This is a genomic window from Methylobacterium sp. SyP6R, assembly GCF_019216885.1.
GTDB lineage: Bacteria > Pseudomonadota > Alphaproteobacteria > Rhizobiales > Beijerinckiaceae > Methylobacterium.
This window is the reverse complement of sequence record NZ_JAAQRC020000001.1, coordinates 1,227,134-1,249,812: the sequence shown is the minus strand read 5'-3', so window position 1 is coordinate 1,249,812 and position 22,679 is coordinate 1,227,134. Positions and strand designations below refer to the sequence as shown.

At 70.5% G+C, this 22,679-nt stretch carries 15 protein-coding genes; 11 read left to right on the top strand and 4 right to left on the bottom strand.

Annotated elements, in window-relative coordinates; translation table 11 throughout:
• Positions 1–180: 180 nt before the first annotated feature.
• Both HBB12_RS05615 and HBB12_RS05610 read right to left on the bottom strand, forming a co-directional pair.
• Entirely contained in the window at positions 181–3,300 is a 3,120-nt protein-coding gene (locus HBB12_RS05615; protein WP_236988450.1) for an MdtB/MuxB family multidrug efflux RND transporter permease subunit, read from the bottom strand.
• 370 nt (positions 3,301–3,670) lie between these two features.
• Positions 3,671–5,026, bottom strand: a complete 1,356-nt coding sequence (locus HBB12_RS05610) for an MdtA/MuxA family multidrug efflux RND transporter periplasmic adaptor subunit (protein ID WP_236988449.1) — start codon at positions 5,024–5,026, stop codon at positions 3,671–3,673.
• A gap of 305 nt (positions 5,027–5,331) precedes the next feature.
• On the opposite strand from HBB12_RS05610, the gene HBB12_RS05605 reads away from it, so the two are divergent.
• The 3 genes from HBB12_RS05605 (at position 5,332) to recD2 (ending at position 9,419) form a co-directional block, all read left to right on the top strand.
• Positions 5,332–5,973: a DedA family protein gene (locus HBB12_RS05605; protein ID WP_236988448.1), complete on the top strand. Its 642-nt coding sequence runs from the start codon at positions 5,332–5,334 to the stop codon at positions 5,971–5,973.
• Positions 5,974–6,097: 124 nt separating this feature from the next.
• The gene (locus tag HBB12_RS05600) at positions 6,098–6,931 is read left to right on the top strand and encodes an FkbM family methyltransferase (RefSeq protein ID WP_236992674.1); all 834 of its coding nucleotides are present in this window, start codon (positions 6,098–6,100) and stop codon (positions 6,929–6,931) included.
• A gap of 292 nt (positions 6,932–7,223) precedes the next feature.
• Positions 7,224–9,419, top strand: coding sequence for an SF1B family DNA helicase RecD2 (gene recD2, locus HBB12_RS05595; protein WP_236988447.1), 2,196 nt, complete (start codon positions 7,224–7,226; stop codon positions 9,417–9,419).
• A 145-nt stretch (positions 9,420–9,564) separates the two neighbouring features.
• Here the strand turns inward: recD2 and HBB12_RS05590 are convergent, their stop codons facing one another.
• Entirely contained in the window at positions 9,565–10,101 is a 537-nt protein-coding gene (locus tag HBB12_RS05590) for a DUF2244 domain-containing protein (protein ID WP_236992673.1), read from the bottom strand.
• Between the two features lie 20 nt (positions 10,102–10,121).
• Between HBB12_RS05590 and nth the strand changes: the two genes are divergently transcribed.
• From nth to HBB12_RS05565, 5 genes are all read left to right on the top strand, one after another.
• A complete protein-coding gene (nth, locus tag HBB12_RS05585) occupies positions 10,122–10,862 on the top strand; it encodes an endonuclease III (RefSeq protein ID WP_236988446.1) in 741 nt (246 codons plus the stop codon).
• 389 nt (positions 10,863–11,251) lie between these two features.
• A complete protein-coding gene (locus HBB12_RS05580; protein WP_236988445.1) occupies positions 11,252–11,677 on the top strand; it encodes a hypothetical protein in 426 nt (141 codons plus the stop codon).
• Positions 11,678–11,767: 90 nt separating this feature from the next.
• On the top strand, positions 11,768–13,507 hold the full coding sequence (locus HBB12_RS05575) for an efflux RND transporter periplasmic adaptor subunit (RefSeq protein ID WP_236988444.1): 1,740 nt from the start codon (positions 11,768–11,770) through the stop codon (positions 13,505–13,507).
• A 14-nt stretch (positions 13,508–13,521) separates the two neighbouring features.
• Positions 13,522–16,659 carry an efflux RND transporter permease subunit gene (locus tag HBB12_RS05570; RefSeq protein ID WP_236988443.1) on the top strand — a complete coding sequence of 1,046 codons (3,138 nt, stop codon included), beginning with the start codon at positions 13,522–13,524 and terminating at the stop codon, positions 16,657–16,659.
• Between the two features lie 30 nt (positions 16,660–16,689).
• Complete coding sequence (locus tag HBB12_RS05565) at positions 16,690–17,067, top strand: hypothetical protein (protein ID WP_236988442.1); 378 nt, start codon at positions 16,690–16,692, stop codon at positions 17,065–17,067.
• A gap of 401 nt (positions 17,068–17,468) precedes the next feature.
• On the opposite strand, the gene HBB12_RS05560 is transcribed toward HBB12_RS05565, so the two are convergent.
• Entirely contained in the window at positions 17,469–17,723 is a 255-nt protein-coding gene (locus tag HBB12_RS05560; protein WP_236988441.1) for an acyl carrier protein, read from the bottom strand.
• A gap of 274 nt (positions 17,724–17,997) precedes the next feature.
• On the opposite strand from HBB12_RS05560, the gene HBB12_RS05555 reads away from it, so the two are divergent.
• The 3 genes from HBB12_RS05555 to HBB12_RS05545 all read left to right on the top strand — a co-directional run bounded on the left by HBB12_RS05555 (position 17,998) and on the right by HBB12_RS05545 (position 22,656).
• Positions 17,998–19,182: an acyltransferase family protein gene (locus HBB12_RS05555; protein WP_236988440.1), complete on the top strand. Its 1,185-nt coding sequence runs from the start codon at positions 17,998–18,000 to the stop codon at positions 19,180–19,182.
• A 238-nt stretch (positions 19,183–19,420) separates the two neighbouring features.
• Entirely contained in the window at positions 19,421–21,418 is a 1,998-nt protein-coding gene (locus tag HBB12_RS05550; RefSeq protein WP_236988439.1) for a GumC family protein, read from the top strand.
• Positions 21,415–22,656 carry a UDP-phosphate alpha N-acetylglucosaminyltransferase gene (locus tag HBB12_RS05545; RefSeq protein WP_236988438.1) on the top strand — a complete coding sequence of 414 codons (1,242 nt, stop codon included), beginning with the start codon at positions 21,415–21,417 and terminating at the stop codon, positions 22,654–22,656. Before HBB12_RS05550 ends, HBB12_RS05545 begins: the two co-directional genes overlap by 4 nt.
• Positions 22,657–22,679: the final 23 nt, after the last annotated feature.

The following is a 22,679-nucleotide window of genomic DNA, read 5'->3' as shown; positions in this document are numbered from 1 at the left end:
AGGCGAAGCCGGAGCGAGGGTGAGGGGGTGGTGCCGGAAGAGTCTCATCCGGAGACACCCCCTCACCTTCGGCTACCGCCTCGCTGCTGACCCGACAAGGGGTCAGCAGCCCTCTCCCCGCCCGCGGGGAGAGGGGATGCGCGCGACCGAAAGTGGAAATTTGTTCGGCCGTCGCGCCCCTCACGGCACCGCCTCCCCGGGCGCGAGCCCGCTGCTGCGCCGCCCGGAGAGGCGCCGGCCGAGCCGGTCGAAGGCGAGGTAGATCACCGGCGTGGTGTAGAGCGTCAGGATCTGGCTCACGATCAGGCCGCCGGCGATCGAGATGCCGAGCGGCTGGCGCAGCTCCGAGCCGGTCCCCGTCCCGAGGATCAGCGGGATCGCCGCGAACAGGGCCGCGAAGGTCGTCATCAGGATCGGGCGGAAGCGCAGGATGCAGGCCTCGTAGATCGCGTCCCGCGGGGTCATGCCCTCCTCGCGCTCGGCCTGGAGCGCGAAGTCGATCATCATGATGGCGTTCTTCTTCACGATGCCGATCAGGAGCACGATGCCGATGATGCCGATGATGTCGAGGTCGTGGTTGAACAGCATCAGCCCGGCGAGCGCCCCGATGCCGGCCGAGGGCAGGGTCGACAGGATCGTGATCGGGTGGACGAAGCTCTCATACAGAACGCCGAGCACGATGTAGACCGTGACGATCGCCGCGAGCACCAGGAACAGGGTGTTGTCGAGCGAGGCCTGGAAGGCGAGCGCCGAGCCCTGGAAGATCAGCCGGAAGCTGTCGGGCATGCCGAGCTCTGCCTCCGCCGCCCGGATCGCCGCCACCGCCGGCCCGAGCGAGGCACCCGGCGCGAGGTTGAACGAGATGGTGGTGGCCGGGAACTGGCCGAGATGGCTGATGAGGAGGGGGGCGCGGCGCTCGCTCACCTGGGCGATGGCGGTGAGCGGCACCTGGCCGTTGGTGGCGGTGGAGGACGGCAGGTAGATCCGCTGCAGCGAGTCCAGCGTCCGGTGCAGCTCCGGATCGGCCTCGAGGATCACCCGGTACTGGTTCGACTGGGTGAAGATGGTCGAGATGATGCGCTGGCCGAAGGCGTCGTAGAGGGCGTTGTCGACGGAAGCCGGGGTGATGCCGTAGCGTCCGGCCGTGGCGCGGTCGATGGTGATGTAGGCCGATAGCCCGCTCGCCTGCCGGTCGCTCGCCACGTCGGCCAGATCCGGGATCTGCTTCAGGCGGTCGACGAGGCGCGGGACCCAGGTGTCGAAGGCGCCGAGATCCGGGTTCTCCAGGATGAACTGGTACTGGGTCGCGCTCACCGCCGTGTCGATGGTGAGGTCCTGCACCGGCTGCATGAACAGCGCGATCCCCGGCACGTCGCCGACCCGGGCGGAGATCCGCCGGATGATCGCGCTGGCATTCTCCGTCCGCTCCTCGCGCGGGCGCAGGTTGATGAGGAAGCGGCCGGAATTCAGCGTCACGTTCTGGCCGTCGACGCCGATGAACGACGACAGGCTGACCACGTCCGGATCCTTCAGGATCGCTTCCGCCAGGCGCTGCTGGCGCTCGGCCATGGCGCTGTACGAGACGGTCTGGTCGGCCTGGGTGATGCCCTGGATCAGCCCGGTATCCTGGACCGGGAAGAAGCCCTTCGGGATCACGACGTAGAGGTAGACGGTGAGCACGAGGGTGCCCACTGCCACCAGCAGCGTCAGCCATTGATGGGCGAGGACGCCCCGCAAGGTGCGGCCGTAGAAGGCGATGCCGCCCTCCATCAGCCGGCGCCCGGCATTGGACAGGCGCCCGGCGGCGCGGGCCTGCGGGGCCTCGTGGCGCAGCAGCCGCGCGCACAGCATCGGCACCAGGGTCAGCGAGACGATCCCCGAGATCACGATGGTGGCAGCCAGCGTGATGGCGAATTCGTGGAACAGCCGCCCCACCACCTCGCCCATGAACAGGAGCGGGATCAGCACCGCGAGCAGCGAGACGGTGAGCGAGATGATGGTGAAGCCGATCTCGCGCGAGCCCTTGAGGGCCGCCTCCATCGGGCTGTCGCCCTCCTCGACGTGGCGGGCGATGTTCTCGATGACGACGATCGCGTCATCCACCACGAAGCCGGTCGCGATGGTGAGCGCCATCAAGGACAGGTTGTCGAGGGAGAAGCCCCACAGGTCCATGACCGAGAGCGCGCCGACCAGCGACAGCGGCACCGACAGGCTCGGGATCAGGGTGGCGGGCAGCGAGCGCAGGAACAGGAAGATCACCAGCACCACCAGGGCGATGGCCAGCAGCAATTCGAACTGCACGTCCTCCACCGAGGCGCGGATCGTCACCGTGCGGTCGGTGAGCGGGGTGACCTGGATCGCCGCCGGCAGCGTCGCCTGGAGCTGGGGCAGCAGCGCCTTGATCCGGTCGACCACCGCGATGACGTTGGCGCCGGGCTGGCGCTGGATGTTGAGGATCACCGCCTGGGTGGTGTCCATCCAGGCGCCGAGCTGGGTGTTCTCCGCCCCCTCCACCACCTCGGCCACCGCCGAGAGCCGTACCGGCGCGCCGTTGCGATAGGCGATCACCGCGTCGCGATAGGCGTTGGGATCGCGGATCTGGTCGTTGGCGTTGATGGTGAAGGACTGGGTCGGCCCGTCGATCGAGCCCTTCGGGGTGTTGACGTTGAGGTTGTTGATGGTGGTGCGCAAATCGTCGATGTTGAGGCCGTAGGCCGCGAGCGCCGATGCGTTGAACCGCACCCGCACCGCCGGCCGCATCCCACCCGCCATCGAGACGAGGCCGACGCCCGAGACCTGGCTGATTTTTTGCGCCAGCCGCGTCTCGGCGAGGTCGCGGACCTGGGTCAGCGCCAGGGTCTTGGAGGTGAGCGCCAGCGTCAGGATCGGCGCGTCGGCCGGGTTCACCTTGGCGTAGACCGGCGGGGCCGGCAGGTCGCCCGGCAGCAGGTTGCCGGCGGCGTTGATCGCGGCCTGAACCTCTTGGGTGGCGATGTCGATGCCGAGATCGAGGTTGAACTGGAGCGTGATGACCGAGGCGCCGGCGGAGGACTGCGACGTCATCTGGTTGAGGTTGGCGAGCTGGCCGAATTGCCGCTCCAGCGGCGCCGTCACCGCCGAGGTCATCACCTCGGGGCTGGCGCCGGGATAGAAGGTCTGGACCTGGATCGTCGGGTAATCGACCGAGGGCAGGGCCGAGAGCGGCAGGTTGAAGTAGGAGATCATGCCGACGAGCAGGATCGCCAGCATCAGGAGCGTGGTCGCGACCGGGCGCAGGATGAACAGGCGGGAGGGGTTCATCGGGCGATTCCGATGAGGCGCGCTGCCTCAACCCTGCCCCCTACGCGCAGGGCTGTCCGGGAAAAGGAAAAGGCGCGGGTTTCCCCTCTCCCCGCGGGCGGGGAGAGGCTTTCGTCCCCCTTGCCGGGGACGAAAGAAGCGGAGGCGCAGCCGAAGCGAGGGTGAGGGGGTCTCGACGAGTGAGGCGCTCCCGGAAAAACCCCCTCACCCTCGCGGCGAACCTGCGGTTCGCTGTGCGGGCTCGCTGCGAACCCGACAAGGGGTTCGCAGCCCTCTCCCCGCCCGCGGGGAGAGGAGGATTCCCGCGCCATTTTTTCCCCCGGATAGTCCCCCGCAGAGGGGGGAGGGTTCATAGCGGCGTGCCACGTCATCACGGGTTCTGGCTCTGCTGCCGGCGGCGGTGCGGGCGCTCGCCCTCGGGACGCTGCCCCTCCGGCTTCGGCTGGGCCGCAGCGCCCTCCCCGCCCTCCGGCTTCGCCGCCTCCGGCCCGGCCGTCGTCTCGGGCCGCCCACCGGTGACGCGCACCGCCGCCCCGTCCTTCAGCCGGTCGGTCCCGTCGACCACCACCCGGTCGCCGACCGCGAGCCCCTTGGTGACGACGGTCCGCACCCCGTCGCTCTCGCCGATCTCGATCGTCCGCACCGCGACCTTGTCCTCAGCCGTGAGGAGATAGACGTAGGTGCCGGGCGTGCCGCGCAAAACGGCCGCGGCCGGCACCAGCGCCGCGTCGCGCACGGTGTCGACGTCGAGGCGGGCATTGACGAACTGGTTGGGAAACAGCCGGTCGTCCGTGTTGGGAAACAGCGCCCGCAGCTTCACCGTGCCGGTCGTCACGTCGATCTGGTTGTCGACGGTGTCGAGGTTGCCCCGCGCGATCTCGGTGGTGTCCGAGCGGTCGAAGACCCGCACCGGCAGGGTGGCGCCGGCCCGCAGGCGGTCCATCACCCGGGCTAGCACGGTCTCCGGCAGGGTGAACAGCACCGAGATCGGATGCAGCTGGGTGACCACGACGATGCCGGTCGAGGCGGCGGTGACGTAGTTGCCCTGGTCGATCTGGCGCAGGCCGACCCGGCCCTCGACCGGCGAGGTGATGCGGCCGTAACTGATGTTGAGCTTCTGCTGGTCGATCTGGGCCTGGTCGGAGGCGACGATGCCCTCGTACTGCTTGACCGTGGCGGCTTGCGTGTCGACGTTCTGCTTCGAGATCGAATCCTGCCGGTTCAGGGTCTGGTAGCGGGTCAGGTCCAGGCGGGCATTCTGCAGCAGGGCCTGGTCGCGCAGGAGCTGGCCCTGGTACTGCGCCAGCAGCGCCTCGTAGGGCCGCACGTCGATCTGGGCCAGGAAGTCGCCGGCCTTGACGGTCTGGCCTTCGCGAAAGCCGATCCGGGTGAGGTAGCCGCTCACCTGCGAGCGCACCGTGACGGTGGCGAGCGGCGTCACCGTGCCCAGCCCCGACAGCACCACCGGCATGTCGCCCCGCTGCACCGTGGCGATGCCGACCGCCTGCGGCCCCTCCCCGCCCGCGCCGCGGCGCCCGCCGCGCCGTCCGGACCCGGCCTGCTGGGTCTCGGGCTTCCGGAACCCATCCGGCAGATAGGTGCGGTAGGCCCAGTACCCGCCCCCGGCGAGCGCCAGCAGCAGGATCAGCCACACGAGCCCACGGCCGCGCCGACGCGGCCGCTGCTCGACCGCGTCATCGGTCCGGATGGGAGACAACTCGTTCATCGCTCTGGACAACCCGGACCTGAAGCCACCAACCTTGGAAACACCGACCTTGCCCCCGCGACACCTCTCATGTCGTGCGGGCGGCGCAGCCCTGCGCCTGCGTCACGTTCGCCTGACGGGCATCTCGTCGCCGATCCGCACGGCCATTCCGCATGGCAATGCGTCGCCAGTACGACGACGATGTTGCGTCACGATTGCTGAACGCCGCCCGAGCGTTGCCCTGGAAGAGCCACGATCGAATCCCTTATTTCAGCCGATCGGGCGCGACACGGCGCCGCCCTGCATCGTGCGTCAGCGGGACCAGAATGCACTTCCTCCACGACCTCCCGGTCGCCGACCTGATCTCCCATTACGGCTACTGGGCGATCTTCCTGATCGTCACCCTCGAGAGCGCCGGCGTGCCGATGCCGGGCGAGACGGCGCTGATCTCGGCCTCCGTCTATGCCGGCTCCACCGGCAACCTGCGCATCGGCCTCGTGGTGCTGGCGGCGGCGGCCGCCGCGATCATCGGCGACAATCTCGGCTACTGGGTCGGCCGGCGCTGGGGCATGCCGCTGCTCCTCAGGCACGGGAGCAAGATCGCCCTCGACCACCGCCGCCTCAAGCTCGGCCAGTATCTCTTCCGCCGCCACGGCGGCAAGATCGTGTTCTTCGGCCGCTTCACCGCGATGCTGCGCGCCTATGCGGCGCTGCTTGCCGGGGTGAACCAGTTCGACGCCCGCCGCTTCTTCCTGTTCAACGCCGCCGGCGGCATCGCCTGGGCCTCGCTGATGGGCTTCGGCGCCTATTGGGGCGGCCGCTCGATCGAGCACGTCGCCGGCCCGGTCGGGCTGGGGCTCCTCGCCATCGTGGTGTTCGGCGGCATCGCCCTGTGGCTGTTCGTGCGCCGTCACGAGGCGCGGCTGACGCAGGAGGCCGAGCAGGCGATCCCGGGCCCGCTCGCCTGATCCCCCGCGCCGCCGGTCATTGCCGGCCGCCCGCCGGGGTGGCATGACGCCCCCCACGATACTCCCACCCGCCTCCGCGTCCGCGCGGGGCGGCCGCGGCCCGCCGCGGCCTCGAACCGGCATGATGACACAGACCCTCCATCCCTTCGGCACCTACGCGCCCGCCGGGCTCGTGCGCTGGATCCTGTCCCGCACCGAGCGCCTGCCCGACGAGAGCTGGGGGGCGCGGCGCCTCGCCCTGCTCCTGCGCCGCTGCGCCATCCGGTTGCTGCGCGGCCGGCCCCTCGACGTCGAGCGCTACGGCGCACGCATGCGGCTGCATCCCTACAACAACAACTGCGAGAAGAAGGTGCTCTTCACCCCGCAGTTCTTCGATCCGCTGGAGCGGACGATCCTGCGGGAGCGGGTGAAGCCGGACTGCGTCTTCCTCGACATCGGGGCGAATGTCGGCGCCTACGCGCTGTTCGTGGCCGCCGCCGCCGGCCCCGGCGCGCGGGTCCTGGCGGTGGAGCCGCAGCCGGACATCTTCGACAAGCTCACCTACAACATCGCCCAGAACCCGTTCGGCAGCGTCAAGGCGGTGGCCTGCGCGGTCGCCGACAAGGCCGGCGAGATGACCCTGTTCGTCGATCCCCGCAACCGCGGCGAATCGAGCCTGAAGGTGGTGGGCACCAACGAGGGCGCGGCGATCCGGGTGCCGGCGGTGTCCCTCCTCGACCTCGTGCGCGGCGAGGGCCTGACCCGGCTCGACGCGGTCAAGCTCGACGTCGAGGGCGCCGAGGATCTGATCCTCGAACCGTTCCTGCGCCAGGCGCCGTCCTCCCTGTACCCGCGCCTCCTCATCGTCGAGGACGGCACCGACCTGTGGCAGACCGACCTCGCCGCCCTGCTCACCCGCCACGGCTACCGCCGCATCGCCAAGACCCGGCTGAACCTGGTCTTCGAGCGGGAGGGGTAGAGGACGCGCTTCGAAATTGTTTTGACGTCCGCCGACTCGGCAATCCTATCCTCGACCTCATCCTGAGGTGTCAGTTCATCGCAGATGGACTGACCTCGAAGGAGGGCTCCAGAAGTCTCGGCGATCTCTGGAGGTCTCCTTCGAGGTCAGCCGATTTTCAATCGGCTAACACCTCAGGATGAGGTCCAGGGAGGGAGGAGGATGTGAGCGGCCCGGAGCCGTGACGACGACACACGCCCCCCACCATCGCACTTGCAGCCTTCCCGCCCCCTTCCGATCTTCACGGGCGCCGATGGCCGCCTTCGCTCCCCCGCCCTCCCGCTCGCCCGACGCCCTCGCCGGGTCGATCGAGCGCGTCACCTTCCACAATGCCGAGAGCGGGTTCTGCGTCCTGAAGGTCAAGGCGCGGGGCCGGCGCGACCTCGTGGCGGTGATCGGCCACGCTCCCGCCGTGGCGGCGGGCGAATGGGTGACCGCCACCGGCGCCTGGGTCAGCGACCGCGAGCACGGCCTGCAATTCCGCGCCGACACCCTGGCGGCGACCCCTCCCACGGGCGTCGAGGGCATCAGTCGCTATCTCGCCTCGGGCCAGATGCGCGGCATCGGCCCGGAAATGGCCAAGCGCATCGTCAAGGCCTTCGGGGCCGACACCTTCGCGGTGATCGAGGCTCAGCCGGAGCGCCTGACCGAGGTATCGGGCATCGGCCCGACGCGCGCCGCCCGGATCACCGCGGCCTTTGCCGAGCACAAGGCGGTGCGGGAGATCATGGTGTTCCTGCACGCCCACGGCGTCGGCACCGCCCGGGCGGTCAGGATCTTCAGGACCTACGGCACCGACTCGGTCCAGGTGATGACCGAGGATCCCTATCGGCTGGCCCGCGACGTACGCGGCATCGGCTTTCGCACGGCGGATGCCATCGCGGGCAAGCTCGGCCTGGCGCCGACCGCGCCCGAGCGCCTGCGCGCCGGCCTCGCCTACGCGCTCCAGGCGGCGATGGATGACGGCCATTGCGCCCTGCCGGTGCCGGACCTCATCACCCGCGCCGCCACGCTGCTGGCGGTGGAGGCGGGCCTGCTCCGCACCGCCCTCGTCGAGGAGATCGGTGGCGAGTCGGTGGTGATGGACACGATCCAGGACGTGCCGCACCTGTTCCTGCGCGGCCTGCACGCGGCGGAACGGACGATCGCCGAGCGGCTGGTCGCCCTCGACGACGCGCCCCTGCCTTGGGACGAGATCGATGCGCAGGCCGCGCTCGCCAAGGTCGAGGGCGAGACCGGCCGGCCGCTCTCGCCGTCGCAACGAGCCGCCGCCGCGACGCTGCTGAACGCCAAGGTCGCGGTGATGACCGGCGGGCCGGGCGTCGGCAAGACCAGCACGCTGGACGCGCTCCTGCGGATGCTCGACGGGGCGGGGGCCGCGGTGCTGCTCGCCGCGCCCACGGGACGGGCCGCCAAGCGGATGAGCGAGCAGACCGGCCGCGAGGCCAGGACCATCCACCGCCTGCTCGAGATCGACCCGCGCCACGGCGGCTTCCAGCGCAACGAGCACGCTCCTCTGTCCTGCGACCTCCTGGTGCTGGACGAGGCCTCGATGATCGACGTGCCGCTGATGAACGCGCTGACCCGGGCCCTGCCGCGCCACGCCGCGCTGTGGCTCGTCGGCGATGTCGACCAGCTGCCCTCGGTCGGGCCGGGCCGGGTGCTCGCCGACGTGATCGATGCGGGCCGCTTCGCGGTCGCCCGCCTCACCGAGGTGTTCCGCCAGGCCGCCGAGAGCCGGATCGTCACGGGCGCCCACCGGATCAATGCCGGGCGGATGCCGCAAGGCGCCGACACGCCGGACGGCGACTTCTTCGTGGTCGGGATCGACGATCCCGAGGCCGGGGCCGAGAAGCTGGTCGAGATCGTCACCCGCCGCATCCCGCGCCGCTTCGGCCTCGACCCGGTCCGGGACGTGCAGGTGCTCTGCCCGATGACCCGCGGCGCCTTGGGAAGCCGCCACCTCAACCAGGCGCTCCAGCGGGTGCTCAACCCGAACCCGGCCGTCTCGGTCGAGCGCTTCGGCTGGGTCTTCGCCCCCGGCGACCGGGTGATGGTGGGGCAGAACGACTACGACCGCGAGGTCTTCAACGGCGATCTCGGCGTGGTGCTGCGGGTCGATCCCGAGGAGGGATCGCTGGTGGCGGGCTTCGATGGGCGCGAGGTGACCTGGCCGTTCGAGGAGCTGGACGCCTTGAGCCCCGCCTACGCCATCACGATCCACAAATCGCAAGGCTCGGAATACCCCGCCGTGGTGATCCCGGTGGCACTCCAGCACTATACGATGCTCGCCCGCAACCTGCTCTATACGGGCGTGACCCGGGGCAAGCGGCTGGTGGTGCTGGTGGCCCAGACCCGCGCGGTGGCGATCGCGGTGCGGGGTGGGGTGAAGCCGCGGTATACCAAGCTGGCGGAGTGGTTGCGGCAGCCGGCGAGGAAGAGAAAATAAGATCAGTCCGAAATATCAAAATGGCTGGGAGCCCGGTTGGCTTGCGACGAGAAATTCGAGAGGGGAATTTCCATCCCACCCGCACCTCAGGATGATGTCGCGGGTGGGATTGAGTGGCTGGATCAAGTCGAACAGGCTCAATCCCTCAATACCCCTTCTTCACCTCCGCCAAGGCCCGCGTCAGCCCGTCGGCCACCGCCTGCCGTTCCGTCGGCGAGGCATCCCGCGCGACCAGCACCCGTTGCCCGCGCGACACGAAGGACAGCGACAGGAGCCCGAATTCCTCGTCCTCGACCTTGTGCAGCCGGGTCCAGAGCGGGTTGAAGCGCCACTCGGCCCGCTCGCCGCGATGGCTGACGCGGGCGACCAGCACCTCGATCTGGCTGATCACCACCTGCTCGAAGGAGCGGCCGCGGCGGGCATTGAGGGTGAGCGCCAGCCAGAGCGCCGCGATGTCGAGGCCGAAGAAGCCGGTGACCGGCCACATCCCCATCTGCAGGAAGGCGATCCCCGTCACCAGGGCGACGCCGCCGCAGGCCACCATCACGACCCGGAAGCCGAGGCGCGACAGCGAGCAATGCGGCCGGATGGTCGCCGAGAAGACCGGGCGCTCGATCGCGTCCGGGTCGCGCCCGTAGGGGTGCCGCGTGCTTGCGTCGTCGGATGCCTTGCCGCTCGCCATGCGCCCCATATAAGGCACCCATGACTCGCCGGAAGCAGGCCGCCCCCGACAAAATCACCGCACCTGCCAAGGCAGGGCTGGTGAAGCCCCTCACCGCCCGGGCTACGACCCCGGAGCCGGTCGATGCCGCGACGCTGCGGGAGATCTTCGCCCGGCTCAGCGCCGCCAATCCGGAGCCGCGCTCCGATCTCGAATACGTGAACCCCTATACGCTCCTCGTCGCGGTGGTGCTCTCGGCGCAAGCCACCGACAAGAGCGTGAACATCGCTACCGCGCCGCTGTTTGCCCGCGCCGACAACCCGGCGGCGATGCTGGAACTCGGCGAGGAGGTGGTGCGCCACCACATCCGCACGATCGGGCTGTTCAACACCAAGGCCAAGAACGTCATCGCGCTCTCGCGCATCCTGGTCGAGGAGCATGGCGGCGCGGTGCCGCGGGAGCGCGAGCACCTGGAGGTGCTGCCCGGCGTCGGCAAGAAGACCGCGAGCGTCGTGCTCAACGTCGCCTTCGGCGAGCCGACCATCGCGGTCGACACCCACATCTTCCGGGTCTCGAACCGCATCCCGCTCGCGCCGGGCTCGACCACCGACAAGGTCCAGGCGGGGCTGGAGGCGATCGTGCCCGAGCCCTACCGCCTCGACGCCCATCACTGGCTGATCCTGCACGGGCGCTACACCTGCAAGGCGAGGAAGCCCGAATGCTGGCGCTGCGCCATCGCCGACCTGTGCCGCTATCCGGACAAGACGTCGGGGCCGGGCTGAGAGCCTGCTTGAGTCGAGAGATCGGCATCGCGAGGGATTTTCATCCCACCCGCGACCTCATCCTGAGGTGTGACTGAAAGGAGCCTCGAAGGATGGCTCCAGATACCGTTGCGATCCCTGGAACCCTCCTTCGAGGTCACCCGATTTTCAATCGGCTGATACGGAATCCGGAAGATCACTTCCGGATTCCGTATCATCAGCCCGCGCGGCGCCTGAGCGAAGCCGCTTTCCGCATCGCGAAGCGATCAACCGGAAAGCGTATGACACCTCAGGACGAGGTCGCGGATGGGAGAGGGTCCGTCGAACAGCCAAACAGGCTTCGAGACCATGCTGGGCCGAAGCCCGACGCTCCCGCTTCCTTCCGGGCCCGAATCTGGTATCCTGATGGCATGACCCTGCCCCGTCCCCTCGCACGGCTCTTCGCCGTGGTGATCGTTCTGATCGCCGCGTGCGTCGGCTCGTCGGTGGTCGGGGTGTCGTCGGCGCAGGCGCATCAGGGGCACTCGCATCAGGCTCGCGCCCATGTCGAGGGACCTGCCCCCGCCGCGGCGGCGCTGACGCTGGCCGAGGCGCGCTCCGTCGCGCAAGGCCCGCGCCTGACCGCCATCGACCCGGACGCGGCGCCCGCTGCCCGGCCCTGCAACGGTCTGTGCTGCCTGATGGGCGCCTCCTGCTGCGTGCCCGGCCTGCTTCCCGACGGCCTGGCGGCGTTCCCGGCCCTCACTCCGGCCCGCCGCCTGAAGGCCGCCGAGGACGCGGTGCCCGCCGGCATCGCGCCGGACTCGCCCGCCCGGCCGCCACGATCCTTCGCCTGACGCCCGCGTCCCGCGCCGGCGCGCCGCCTGAGACGGGCGGATACTGCCGCGGGCGCTCCTCGACGTCCGCTCGCGAAGGTCCAATTCCTGATGTTCCCGTTCCGGTCGACGGCAGCGCCGCGTGCGCTGGCCGTGGCGCTTGCTCTTCTGGCGCTGCCGTTTCTCTCCGCCCATGCCCATGAGGGCCACGACCACGGTGCCCCGCAACCGCCGGTCTCGAAGACCATTGCGCCGCGAGGCGAGGCGTCCTCCGCCGCGTTCGAGCTGGTGGCGATCCCCCGGGGCGATGCCCTGGTGCTCTTTCTCGACCGATTCGCGACGGCTGAACCGATCACCGATGCCACCCTGGAGGTCGAGACGCCGACAGGTCCCGCCACCGCCGAACCCGCCCCGGACGGCAGCTACCGCCTCCCCGCGCCCTGGCTCGCGACCCGCGATCCCAAGGCCGATCACCTCGACCTCGTCGTCACGGTGACCGCCGGCGCCGACGTGGACGTGCTGCCGCTGAGCGTCGCGATGCCGAAACCCGCCGAGCCTGCTCCTACCGGGCACGAAGCCGCGCATGATGCCGGGCATGAGGGCGAGGGCTGGCTGCACCGGCTCACCGAGGGCCTGACCGACCGGATCGCCGCCCGCGATCCAGGCGCCGGCCTCGCCGCCGCCGGGGGCTTCGCCCTGGGGCTCGCCGCCATGGGGCTGATGCGGGCTGGACGCCGGGCGCCCGTCCTCGCCGTTCTGGTGCTGGCCGCGACCCTGGTGCTCGGTGCCACCGCCTTCGCGCATGAGGGAGACCACCCGGAGACCGGCGCGGCCTTCGTGCCCTCGCCCACCGACCTCGCCCAACGCCTCGGCGACGGGGCGGTGTTCGTGCCCAAACCCGCCCAGCGCCTGCTCTCCCTGCGCACGCAGGTCGCGGCCGAGGGCGCCTTCCGCCGTACCGTGTCCCTGCCCGGCCGCATCATCCCGGACCCGAATGCCAGCGGCGTGGTGCAATCCTCGGTCGGCGGGCGCCTGGCGCCGCCGCCCTCCGGCACCTTCCCGCGGCTCGGCACCAAGGTTCGCGCCGGGGAGGCGCTGGCCCTGGTCACCCCGCCGGTGCAGCGGGTCGATCTCTCCGACATGCGCCAGCGCCAGGGCGAGCTCGATCAGCAGATCGCCATCGTGCAGCGCCGGGTCGACCGCTACCTCAAGCTCAGCCCGAGCGGCGCCGTCTCGCAGGTCCAGCTCGACGAGGCGCAGGACGAATTGAAGGGCCTCAAGGACCGCCGCACCGCCCTCGACCGCATCCGCCAGGAGCCGGAGGTGCTGACCGCCCCGGTCGGCGGCGTGATCGCGGAAGCCGCGGCGGTCGCCGGACAGATGGCCGCTCCCGGCCAGATGGTGTTCCAGATCGTCGATCCGGCCAAACTCTGGGTCGAGGCCCTGAGCTTCGATGCTTTGACGCCCGCATCCGACGCCACCGCGCGGCTCGCCGACGGCCGGACCCTGGCGCTCGCCTACCAGGGCGCGGGGCTGGCCGACCGCAACCAGGCGATTCCCGTGCAGTTCGCGATCCAAGGGGGCTCGGAGGGCCTGCGGGTCGGCCAGTTCGTCACCGTGCTCGCCGCCACCGATGCCGAGCAGCACGGCCTCGCCCTGCCGCGGGCGAGCGTGGTCCGCACCGCCAACGGCCAGGATGTGGTCTATGCCCACACGAGCGCCGAGCGCTACGAGGCCAGACCCGTGCGGGTCGCGCCCCTCGACGGCACGCGGGTGCTGGTCGAGGCCGGGGTGACGCCGGGCATCCGCGTGGTGGTCCAGGGCGCCGAGCTCCTGGACCAGGTCCGGTAGGGAGACACCAAAAGATGTTCTCCTTCCTGGTCACGCAGTCGCTGCGCAACCGCCTGCTCGTCCTGGCCCTGGCCCTGGTGCTGGTGCTCTACGGCGCGTTCAGCCTCACCCGGCTCCCGGTCGACGTCTTTCCCGACCTCAACCGCCCGACCGTCACCATCATGACCGAGGCCGAGGGCTACGCGCCTCCGGAGGTCGAGCAGATGGTGACCTATCCGATCGAGACCCGCCTCAACGGCCTGCCCGGGGTGACCCGGCTGCGCTCGGTCTCCGGCGTCGGCCTGTCGGTGGTCTATGTCGAGTTCGCCTGGGGCACCGACATCTACCGCAACCGCCAGCAGGTCGCCGAGCGCCTGAGCCTGGTCCAGGACCAATTGCCCCGCGGGGTCACGCCCCAGATGGGCCCGGTCTCCTCGATCATGGGCCAGGTGCTGCTGATCGCCGTCACCGGCGAGTCCGTCAGCCCGATGGAGCTGCGCGAGACCGCCGACTTCGTGCTCCGGCCGCGGCTTCTCACGGTGCCGGGGGTGGCGCAGGTGATCCCGATCGGCGGCGAGGTGCGCCAGTTCCGGGTCGCCCCGAACCCGGCGGCGATGCGCGCACTCGGCGTCACCAACGCCCAGCTCGACGCCGCCTTGCAGCAATTCGGCACCAATGCCGGCGGCGGCTTCACCGACCAGTATTCGCGCGAATACCTGATCCGGAACATCGGCCGCACGATGAGCCTGGAGGATCTGCGCGACCTCGTGGTCGGCGCCAGCGGCAACGCCCCGGTGCGGCTGCGGCAGGTCGCCGAGGTCTCCTTCGCGGCGAAAGCCAAGCGCGGCGAGGGCGGCTACCAGGGCAAGCCCGCGGTGATCGTCTCGGTCGAGAAGCAGCCCGACGTCGATACCGTGGCGCTGACCCGCAACATCGAGGCTGCGCTCAAGGATCTCGCGCCCTCGCTGCCGGCCGGCATCTCCGCCGACAAGATCCTGTTCCGGCAGGCCGACTTCATCGAGACCTCGATCGGCAATGTCGAGCGGGTGCTGGTCGAGGCGATCGCCGTGGTCGCGCTCGTGCTGTTCCTGTTCCTGCTGAACGTCCGCACCACCCTGATCTCGCTGACCGCGATTCCGGTCTCGATCCTGACGACGGCCTTGGTGTTCCACCTCCTCGGGCTGTCGATCAACACCATGACGCTCGGGGGCCTCGCCATTGCGATCGGCGAACTCGTCGACGACGCGGTGGTCGACGTCGAGAACATCTTTCGGAGACTGCGCGAGAACCGCGCCGCCGGCAATCCGCGCTCGGTCTTCGAGGTGGTGGTGGCGGCCTCGAACGAGGTGCGCTCGGGCATTGTCTATGCCACGGCGATCATCGTCCTGGTCTTCGTGCCGCTCTTCGCCCTGTCGGGCATCGAGGGGCGGCTCTTCGCGCCGCTCGGCCAGGCCTATATCGTGTCGATCCTGGCGAGCCTCGTCGTCTCGATCACGCTCACGCCGGTCCTCGCCTCCTGGCTGCTGCCGGGCCTCAAGAGCCTGGAGGAGCACGAGAGCCGGTTCATCCGCGGGCTCAAGCACCTCAACGCCGCCGCCTTGGCGGTGGTGTTCCGCCACCAGCGCCTTCTCGTCGGCACCGTCGTCACCCTGGTGGCCGGCGCCGGAATCGCCGCGTCGCAACTGCCGCGGGCCTTCCTGCCGCCGTTCAACGAGGGCTCGTTCACCGTCACCATGGCCTTCACCCCGGGCATCTCGCTCACCGAGAGCAGCCGGGTGGGCGCCATCGCCGAGCGGCTGCTGATGGAGATCCCGGAAGTGGCCGCGGTCGGTCGGCGCACCGGCCGGGCCGAGCTCGACGAGCATGCCGAGGGCGTCCATTCCTCCGACCTCGAAGTGGCGCTCAAAGGCGGCGGGCGGCCGAAGGCGGAGCTGGTGGCGGAGATCCGTCGGCGCCTCGCGGTCCTGCCGGTCTCGGTCAATGTCGGCCAGCCGATCTCGCACCGGCTCGACCACATGCTGTCCGGCGTCCGGGCCGAGATCGCCCTGAAGATCTTCGGCGAGGATCTGGATGCGTTGCGCCGGGTGGCGGCCTCGCTGCAGGAGCGGATGCGGGTCATTCCCGGCCTCGCCGACCTCCAGATCGAGAAGCAGACCCGGATCCCGCAGCTCGAGATCCGGGTCGATTACGGCCGGGCGGCGCTCTACGGGGTGCAGCCGGCGATGGTGGTCGAGCAGATCAGCCGGCTCTCCAACGGGCGCCTGGTCTCGACGGTGGTCGACGGCTACCGCCGCTTCGACGTGGTCCTGCGGCTCCCCGAGACGCAACGCACCACCGCGACCTTGAGCGACCTCCTGATCGAGACGCCGTCGGGCTGGGTGCCGGCGCGCCAGGTCGCCGACATCCGCGAGACCGACGGGCCGAACCAGATCCTGCGCGAGAACGGGAGACGCCGCCTCGTCGTGATGGCGAACACCACCGCCGGATCCGACATGGCGGAGATCATCGCGGCGATCCGCAAGACGGTCGCCGCCGAGACCCTGCCGCCGGGCACCTTCGCCAGCCTCGAAGGCACCTTTCAGGCGCAGGAGGAGGCGAGCCGCACCATCGGGGCCCTGTCGCTGGTCTCGCTGGGGCTGATCTTCGCGCTGCTCACCAGCCGCTACCGGTCGGCCGCGCTGGCGCTGATCATCCTCGGCAGCGTGCCGCTGGCGCTGGTCGGCTCGGTGGCGGCCCTGTGGCTCGCCGGCCAGCCGCTCTCGGTCGCCTCGATGATCGGGTTCATCACGCTCACCGGCATCGCGGCCCGCAACGGCATCCTCAAGGTCAGCCACACCCTGAACCTCGCCCTGCACGAGGGCGTGCCGTTCGGGCCGGACCTCGTGGTGCGCGCGAGCCTGGAGCGGCTGACCCCGGTGCTGATGACCGCGCTCTCGGCCGGAATCGCCCTGGTGCCGCTGCTCCACGACGCCGCGAGCCCCGGCAAGGAGATCCTGCACCCGGTGGCGGTGACGATCTTCGGCGGGCTCGTCAGCGCCACCCTCCTCGACGCGCTGCTGACGCCGGTGCTGATCCTGCGCTGCGGCCGCCGCCCCCTGGAGCGCCTGATGGCGGCGCGGGCGGCCGTGCCGGCGCATACACCGGCGGGCGCCGCGCCGGCCGACCTCTACTGATCCCCCCTCACCGTAAGAGTGACCGACACGATGCCGCTTCGCAGAATCCTCACCGCCGGCACCCTGGCCCTCGCCCTGCCGCTCTGCGCCCACCGCGCCTGCGCCCACGAGGGAGCCGGCCACAATGGCGGGCGCATCGCCGATGCCGGGCCCTACCACATCGAACTCGTGACCCGGGACCGGACCGTCGAGGTCACGATCTACGATGCCAAGGAGAAGGCCGTGTCCCCGGCCGGGTTCAAGGGCACGGCGATCCTGGTCGTCGGCGGCAAGCCCGCCCGCGTGATCCTGACACCGGCCGCCGCCCGGCTCACCGGCGAGGCCGAAGTGGCGCTCGGCGCGAACCCGAAGGGCGTGGTGCAGATCACCGGGCCGGACGGCGCGGCGGCGAGCGGCAAGTTCAACTGAGCGCTGCTCGCCTCCTCATCCCGGGTTCGTGTACACGGCTCCGGGATGGACATGGAGGGATGTGAAGCGGTCGGTCCCCGGTACAAGATACAGCAGGGAGCGCAGGTCGGGGAGCAGGGGCCGCCGCCCCGTCAACCCTCCCCCCTTTGCCCCGGACAGCCCTGCGCCCGCGGGGAGAGGGGATCACGCGCTTGATTTTTAAACGGATTTTCCCCGGATAGCCCTGCCTGGAGGGGGAGGGTTCCGGCGTGGTGGCCACCGGTCCGATCCCGACCTGATCGGGAATGCCGTCCGACCCATCGCGGCCGGGCCGGCACACGCGAAAAAGATCGTCTCGACGCCGCCGCGCGGGTTCGAGACCATCGGGACTGTCGTGCTGCCGTTGCGCGGGTCGAGCCGGCTCACGCCGCCTTGCGCAGCACCTGTCCCGAGACGAAGCTCCGAATATTGCCGACGGTCGAGAAGATCTCGCGGCTGAGCAGGTGTTCCGGAAACTCGAGTCCGAAATGCTCTTCCAGGTCCATCATCACCTGGACCGCGCCGAACGAGTCGAGTCCGTTGTCGAACAGGCAATCGTCGTCCGAGAGACGGTCGAGGGTGCGGGCGAGGTTGCCGTGGCGTGCCAGAATCGTACGGATTTCCTGGTTGGACGCCATCGTTCGACCTCGTTCTGTGCTGTTTTATGCATAGACAGATACAGGGCAGAAATCAAACGCAATCTGCGCGGCTGGTGAATCGACCAATACCAACCAGCATCGCCGCCCGGGCTGACCATGGATGGTCCCTCGGCAAGTCCCCCACAGCAAGTCCCCACAGCAAGTCCCGCCTTCGGGGTCTCGCCCGGCATCGATCCTGCGGCGGCGAGGACGATTTCCCGTGCGGCATCCCCGGACGGGACGGGATTGTTCGAGAACGGCACGGGTGGCGGCCATGCGCGGACGGGTTGGGTCGGAACGGTTCGAGGCGCTTGATGCGGGCCGGGGCGTCTGCGCACTCGCCGTGGCGTTCTTCCACATGCCGCTCGCCCATCCGCTGCAGCAGCAGGCCTGGTTCCCGAACCTGCAATTCTGCGTCGACGTCTTCTTCGTGCTGTCGGGCTTCGTGCTGCTGCACGCCTATGGCGACCGGCTGGCGAGCGGCCGGCAGGTCCTGCGCTTCGTGCTGATGCGCTTCGGCCGGCTCTGGCCGCTCCACGCCCTCACCCTGGGGCTTCTGGTCCTGATCGAGACGGTGCGGTTCCTCTACCTCTCGCACCATCCCGACGCGCCGGTCGCGACGCCCCCCTTCGGCGCGGCGCACCGGCCGGTCGAGATCGTCACGAACCTGCTGTTCCTGCAGAACTTCCGCACCTTCGGCGATTACAGCTGGAACTTCCCGTCCTGGAGCATCGCGGTCGAGTTCTGGGCCTCGATCGTGCTGGCCGCGACCGTGTTGGCCGCAGGGCCACGGGCCCGCCTCGCCTTCGTCGGGCTCGCAACGGCGAGTGCGCTGGCCCTGTGGTGGGTGAGCCCACGCACGCTGTTCGTGATCCAGAACTGGGGCATCGTGCGCTGCCTGTTCGACCTGTTCCTCGGCTGCCTCGCCTACGGCCTGCGCGATGCGGTCCGCCTGCCCCGCCCCGCCGCGACCCGGGCCGAGATCCTGGCGGTCCTGGCGCTGCCGGCCCTGGTGCTGATGCTGCCCCAGGGGCCGCTGGGCTACGGCGCGAGCCTGGTCTTCGCCGCCGCGATCGCGCTGTTCTCGCACCAGCGCGGCGCCGTGTCGGGGCTCGCCCGGGCTCAGGCGCCCCAGTGCCTCGGCCGGTGGTCGTTCTCGATCTATCTCCTGCACCTGCCGGTGATCCAGGTCTTCACGACCGCGATGCACTACGTCGAGCAGCGCACCGGGCTGCCGCACACGGTGATCCTCGGGCACGACCGCTACCTCGATTTCGGATCCGGCCTCGCCAACCTCGCGGTCGCCGCCGCCCTGGTGGCGGCCACGGTGCCGCTCGCCGCCCTCACCTACCGCTTCGTCGAGCGCCCGTCCCTCGCCTGGTTCCGGCGCAACGACGCCCGCCTCGCCGCGCCCGCCGCACGGGCCCCAGCATGCTCTGCTGCGCTCGTCTCCCGCTAGAGCGCCCGATCTGTCTCAGTTTGGCATGGCCCGGCGGCGGAAACGGCAGCGGGATCGGTAACCGACCTGCGACTAAGTTCCTGCCCGTGCCCTGCCGGATCAGGGATGGTCGAAGCCTGGGTTCCGCCGAAGGACGATTGTCGACGGGGCCCATCATCGACCGGCACGACAGATGAGCGGAGTTGATGTCCGCATCGCCGGATCGTCAATCGGAACTCGCATGAGGCAGGGGCACGAGATGTCGACGGCAGATCCCGCCGCGGCCACCACCCGCAGGACCGGCGGCACGCTGGCCGATCTGTGGGGATCGGCGCGCCGACGCGCGGTCTGGATCGTCGCCAGCGCCGGCGTGATGGCGTCCTTGGGCGGGCTCTACGCGCTGCGCCAGGTGCCGACCTACCGCGCCACGGTCGAGCTCCTGATCGATCCGCAGGCGCTGCAGATCGTCGGGCGCGGCCTGTCGCGCCAGGACGCGCCGGCCCCGCTCGATTTCGCCAACCTGGAGAGCCAGGGGCTGATCCTGCTCTCGGCCAAGCTCCTCGACCCGGTGATCGCGAAGCTCGGCCTCGCCGAGGACCCTGTGCTGATGAAGGGCGCGCCGCCCGGCGCCGATCCCGCGGTGGTGGCGCTCGAGGCCCTGCGCAAGCGCATCGTGGTGCGCCGGGTCGAGAACTCGTTCAACTTCCAGCTCACCGTCGCCTATCCGGATGCGCGGCGCGCGGCGGAGATCGCCAATACCGTCGCGGCGCAGTTCTTCGAGACCGGCGCCCGCGACCGGGTCTCGGCGGTGCGCCGGGCGAACGAAGCGCTCCTGACCCAGGCCGGAGACCTGCGCGCCCAGCTCAACCGGGCCGACGTGGCGGTGGAGCGCTACCGGGCCGAGAAGGGCCTGATCGGATCGGGCGATGCCGGGCTCCTGGTGTCGCAGCAGCTCAAGGACCTCTACACCCAGATCACCGCCGCCGAGACCAACCTGTCCCGGCTCTCGGCCCGGCGCGAGGTGGTGCGCCAGCTTCGCGTGCCGGACGGCCAGGTCCAGGCGGTGCCGGAGGCCGACACCTCCGCGGTGATGGTCTCGCTGCGCACCCAGTACGCCCAGACGCTCCAGGAGATCGCGACGCAGTCGCGCAGCCTCGGGCCGAGCCACCCGCAGATGATCGCGCTCGCCGCCCAGCGCGCCGCGACCGCCCGGCTGATCGCCGCGGAGGCCGACCGGATCCGCCGCACCATCGACGAGGACCAGCGCCGGGCCGAGGAATCCTTGCGCCAGCTGCGCGCCCGCGCCGAGCGGCTGATCCAGAACCAGACCAGCAGCAACCAGGAGGGCATCCGCCTGCGCCAGCTCGAGAGCGAGGCGGAGGCGATCCGGCGCACCTACAACCTCGTCCTCGACCGGACCAAGGACCTGGAGCAGCAGCTCTCGATCAACCCGAGCAACTCGCAGATCGTCTCGCGCGCCACCCCGCCGCTCAAGCCCTCGGACACCCCGGCGCCGATCGTGGTGGTGGCCGCCGGCCTGTTCGGCGCCGTGCTCGGGCTGATCCTCGGCTTCCTCTACGACGTCTGGCGCGGCAACATCACCACGGTGGCCGGCTTCGGCGCCGCCGCGCCGGTCTGGGCCCGCCTGCAGCGGCCGCGCCGGGCCGGGCGCGGCACCAGCGCCGAGGAGGCCCTGGTCACCGCGGCGCGCGAGTTGCGCCACCGCTTCGCCGGCCGCGGCCAGTCGGTGGTGGTCACCGTGGCGTCCGACGGACTCGCGCCCGAGCGCCTGCACGCGGCGGAAATCCTCACCGACCTGCTGATCCGCCTCGGCGAGCCGGCCCTGCTGGTGCCCGAGCAGGCCCATGCCCGCCTCGGCTTCGGCGACGGTCCGCGCAGCGACGCGCCGGTGCGCGGCCAGCTCGCGGTCCGCGATCCCGTCCGCGGGCCGGAGCGGATGACCCGGCCCGAGATCATCGTGGCGGAGCGGGATCTGTCCCGCGGCGACGGCTGGCTGTCGATCCCCGAGACCTCGGACGCGATCCTCCTCGTCGTCGCCCCCGGCCGGATGACCCGCACCCGCCTGGAGCGCCTGCTCGAGACCCTCGACGGCGCCGGCCGCTTCCGGGCGCAGGGGCTCTTCGGCCTCGTCACGGTCGAGGGGCGGCGGGTCTCGCGCTTCCGCCGGCCGGCACCGGCGCGGCCGGTGGCCGGCCAAGGGGCTGGCCAAGGGGCCGGCCAGGTGCGGGCGGCGTGAGCCCCGCCGCCGCCGGATCCGCCGTCGGGTCCGCCGCCGACTGGCGCGCGCCCTACCAGGGGCGGGCGGCCCTCGCCGTGCTGATCGGCGCGCTGGTCTTCAACGCCGCCCTGTGCTTCCTCAACACCGCCGGCTTCCCGGTCTCCGGCGGCACCGTCATGGGGGCCGAGGTGGCGATCATCGCGCTCACCCTCGGCTTTGCCCTCGACGAGCGGCCCGGGCCCTGGCTGATCCTCGCCGGGCTCGTCACCTACGGGCTGCTGCTGGTGGCCCTGCGCGGCTCACCCGACGTCAAGGGCATCCGCGACTTCCTGATCCCGGTGGTGTTCTACAATCTCGGGGTCCGCTCGCCCGACCTGCGCAGCGCCGACCGGGCGGTGCTGGCGAGCGGCGTCATCGTGGTGGTGATGGGCCTGTTCGAGTATTGCCTGTTCGACACCTACCAGCAATACTTCAACATCGTGCGCTACTACGTGGCCCGCGGCAGCATGTCTCCTTCCGAGATCAACGAGATGACCGGCTCGCTGTTCACCAGCGGCATCCGGCCGGATTCGCGCACCATCCTGCCCTTCCTCGGGCCGCACCGGGTCTCGTCGGTCTTCCTCGAGCCGGTCTCGGCCGGCAATTTCGGCGCCGTGCTGTTCTCCTGGGCGCTTTACCGCCGCACCATGCGGGGCCGGGCCTGGCTGTTCCTCTGCGCGGCGCTGACCATCATCCTGGCCGATGCCCGCTTCGGTGCTTACGTCTGCGTCGCGATCGCCGGGGCGATGCTGGTGGCCTACCGGCTGCCGCGCCTGCTCTGGTTCGCCCTGCCCTTCACGATCCTGCTCGGCCTCACGGTCTACGGCTTCGAGAGCATGCAGGTGACCTGGCAGAACGACATGGCCGGCCGCCTGCTCTGGGCCGCCCTGCTCGTCACCTCGCTGCCGCCGGAAGGCGTGTGGGGCATCCTGCCCGACAAGCTGTTCCTGTCGGATTCCGGCTACGCCTACGCCCTGACCCAGATCGGGGTGGCGGGCGCGCTGGTGGCCTGGGGCCTGTTCGTTCTGATGCCGGCCCGCAACCCGGATGGCTGGCGCCTGCGCTGCGCCATGGCGGTCTATCTCTGCCTGCTCCTCGTCATCAGCGACTCGCCGTTCTCGATCAAGACCGCGGCCCTGGTCTGGTTCATGCTGGGGGCGGCGGACGGGGGCGGAGCCGGAGGCGTAGACCAGCCGTTCCCCGACCGGCCTCGTTAACTCCGTCTTAAGCATAAATCGTC

Bases quoted from the DNA above. Each gene is read 5' to 3' on its own strand.
- HBB12_RS05605 (WP_236988448.1), top strand. From the start codon at position 5,332: ATGCACTTCCTCCACGACCTCCCGGTCGCCGACCTGATCTCCCATTAC.
- HBB12_RS05615 (WP_236988450.1), bottom strand. From the start codon at position 3,300: ATGAACCCCTCCCGCCTGTTCATCCTGCGCCCGGTCGCGACCACGCTC.
- HBB12_RS05580 (WP_236988445.1), top strand. From the start codon at position 11,252: ATGACCCTGCCCCGTCCCCTCGCACGGCTCTTCGCCGTGGTGATCGTT.
- recD2 (WP_236988447.1), top strand. From the start codon at position 7,224: ATGGCCGCCTTCGCTCCCCCGCCCTCCCGCTCGCCCGACGCCCTCGCC.
- HBB12_RS05550 (WP_236988439.1), top strand. From the start codon at position 19,421: ATGTCGACGGCAGATCCCGCCGCGGCCACCACCCGCAGGACCGGCGGC.
- HBB12_RS05610 (WP_236988449.1), bottom strand. From the start codon at position 5,026: ATGAACGAGTTGTCTCCCATCCGGACCGATGACGCGGTCGAGCAGCGG.
- HBB12_RS05560 (WP_236988441.1), bottom strand. From the start codon at position 17,723: ATGGCGTCCAACCAGGAAATCCGTACGATTCTGGCACGCCACGGCAAC.
- HBB12_RS05565 (WP_236988442.1), top strand. From the start codon at position 16,690: ATGCCGCTTCGCAGAATCCTCACCGCCGGCACCCTGGCCCTCGCCCTG.
- HBB12_RS05575 (WP_236988444.1), top strand. From the start codon at position 11,768: ATGTTCCCGTTCCGGTCGACGGCAGCGCCGCGTGCGCTGGCCGTGGCG.
- HBB12_RS05590 (WP_236992673.1), bottom strand. From the start codon at position 10,101: ATGGCGAGCGGCAAGGCATCCGACGACGCAAGCACGCGGCACCCCTAC.
- nth (WP_236988446.1), top strand. From the start codon at position 10,122: ATGACTCGCCGGAAGCAGGCCGCCCCCGACAAAATCACCGCACCTGCC.
- HBB12_RS05555 (WP_236988440.1), top strand. From the start codon at position 17,998: ATGCGCGGACGGGTTGGGTCGGAACGGTTCGAGGCGCTTGATGCGGGC.
- HBB12_RS05570 (WP_236988443.1), top strand. From the start codon at position 13,522: ATGTTCTCCTTCCTGGTCACGCAGTCGCTGCGCAACCGCCTGCTCGTC.
- HBB12_RS05600 (WP_236992674.1), top strand. From the start codon at position 6,098: ATGACACAGACCCTCCATCCCTTCGGCACCTACGCGCCCGCCGGGCTC.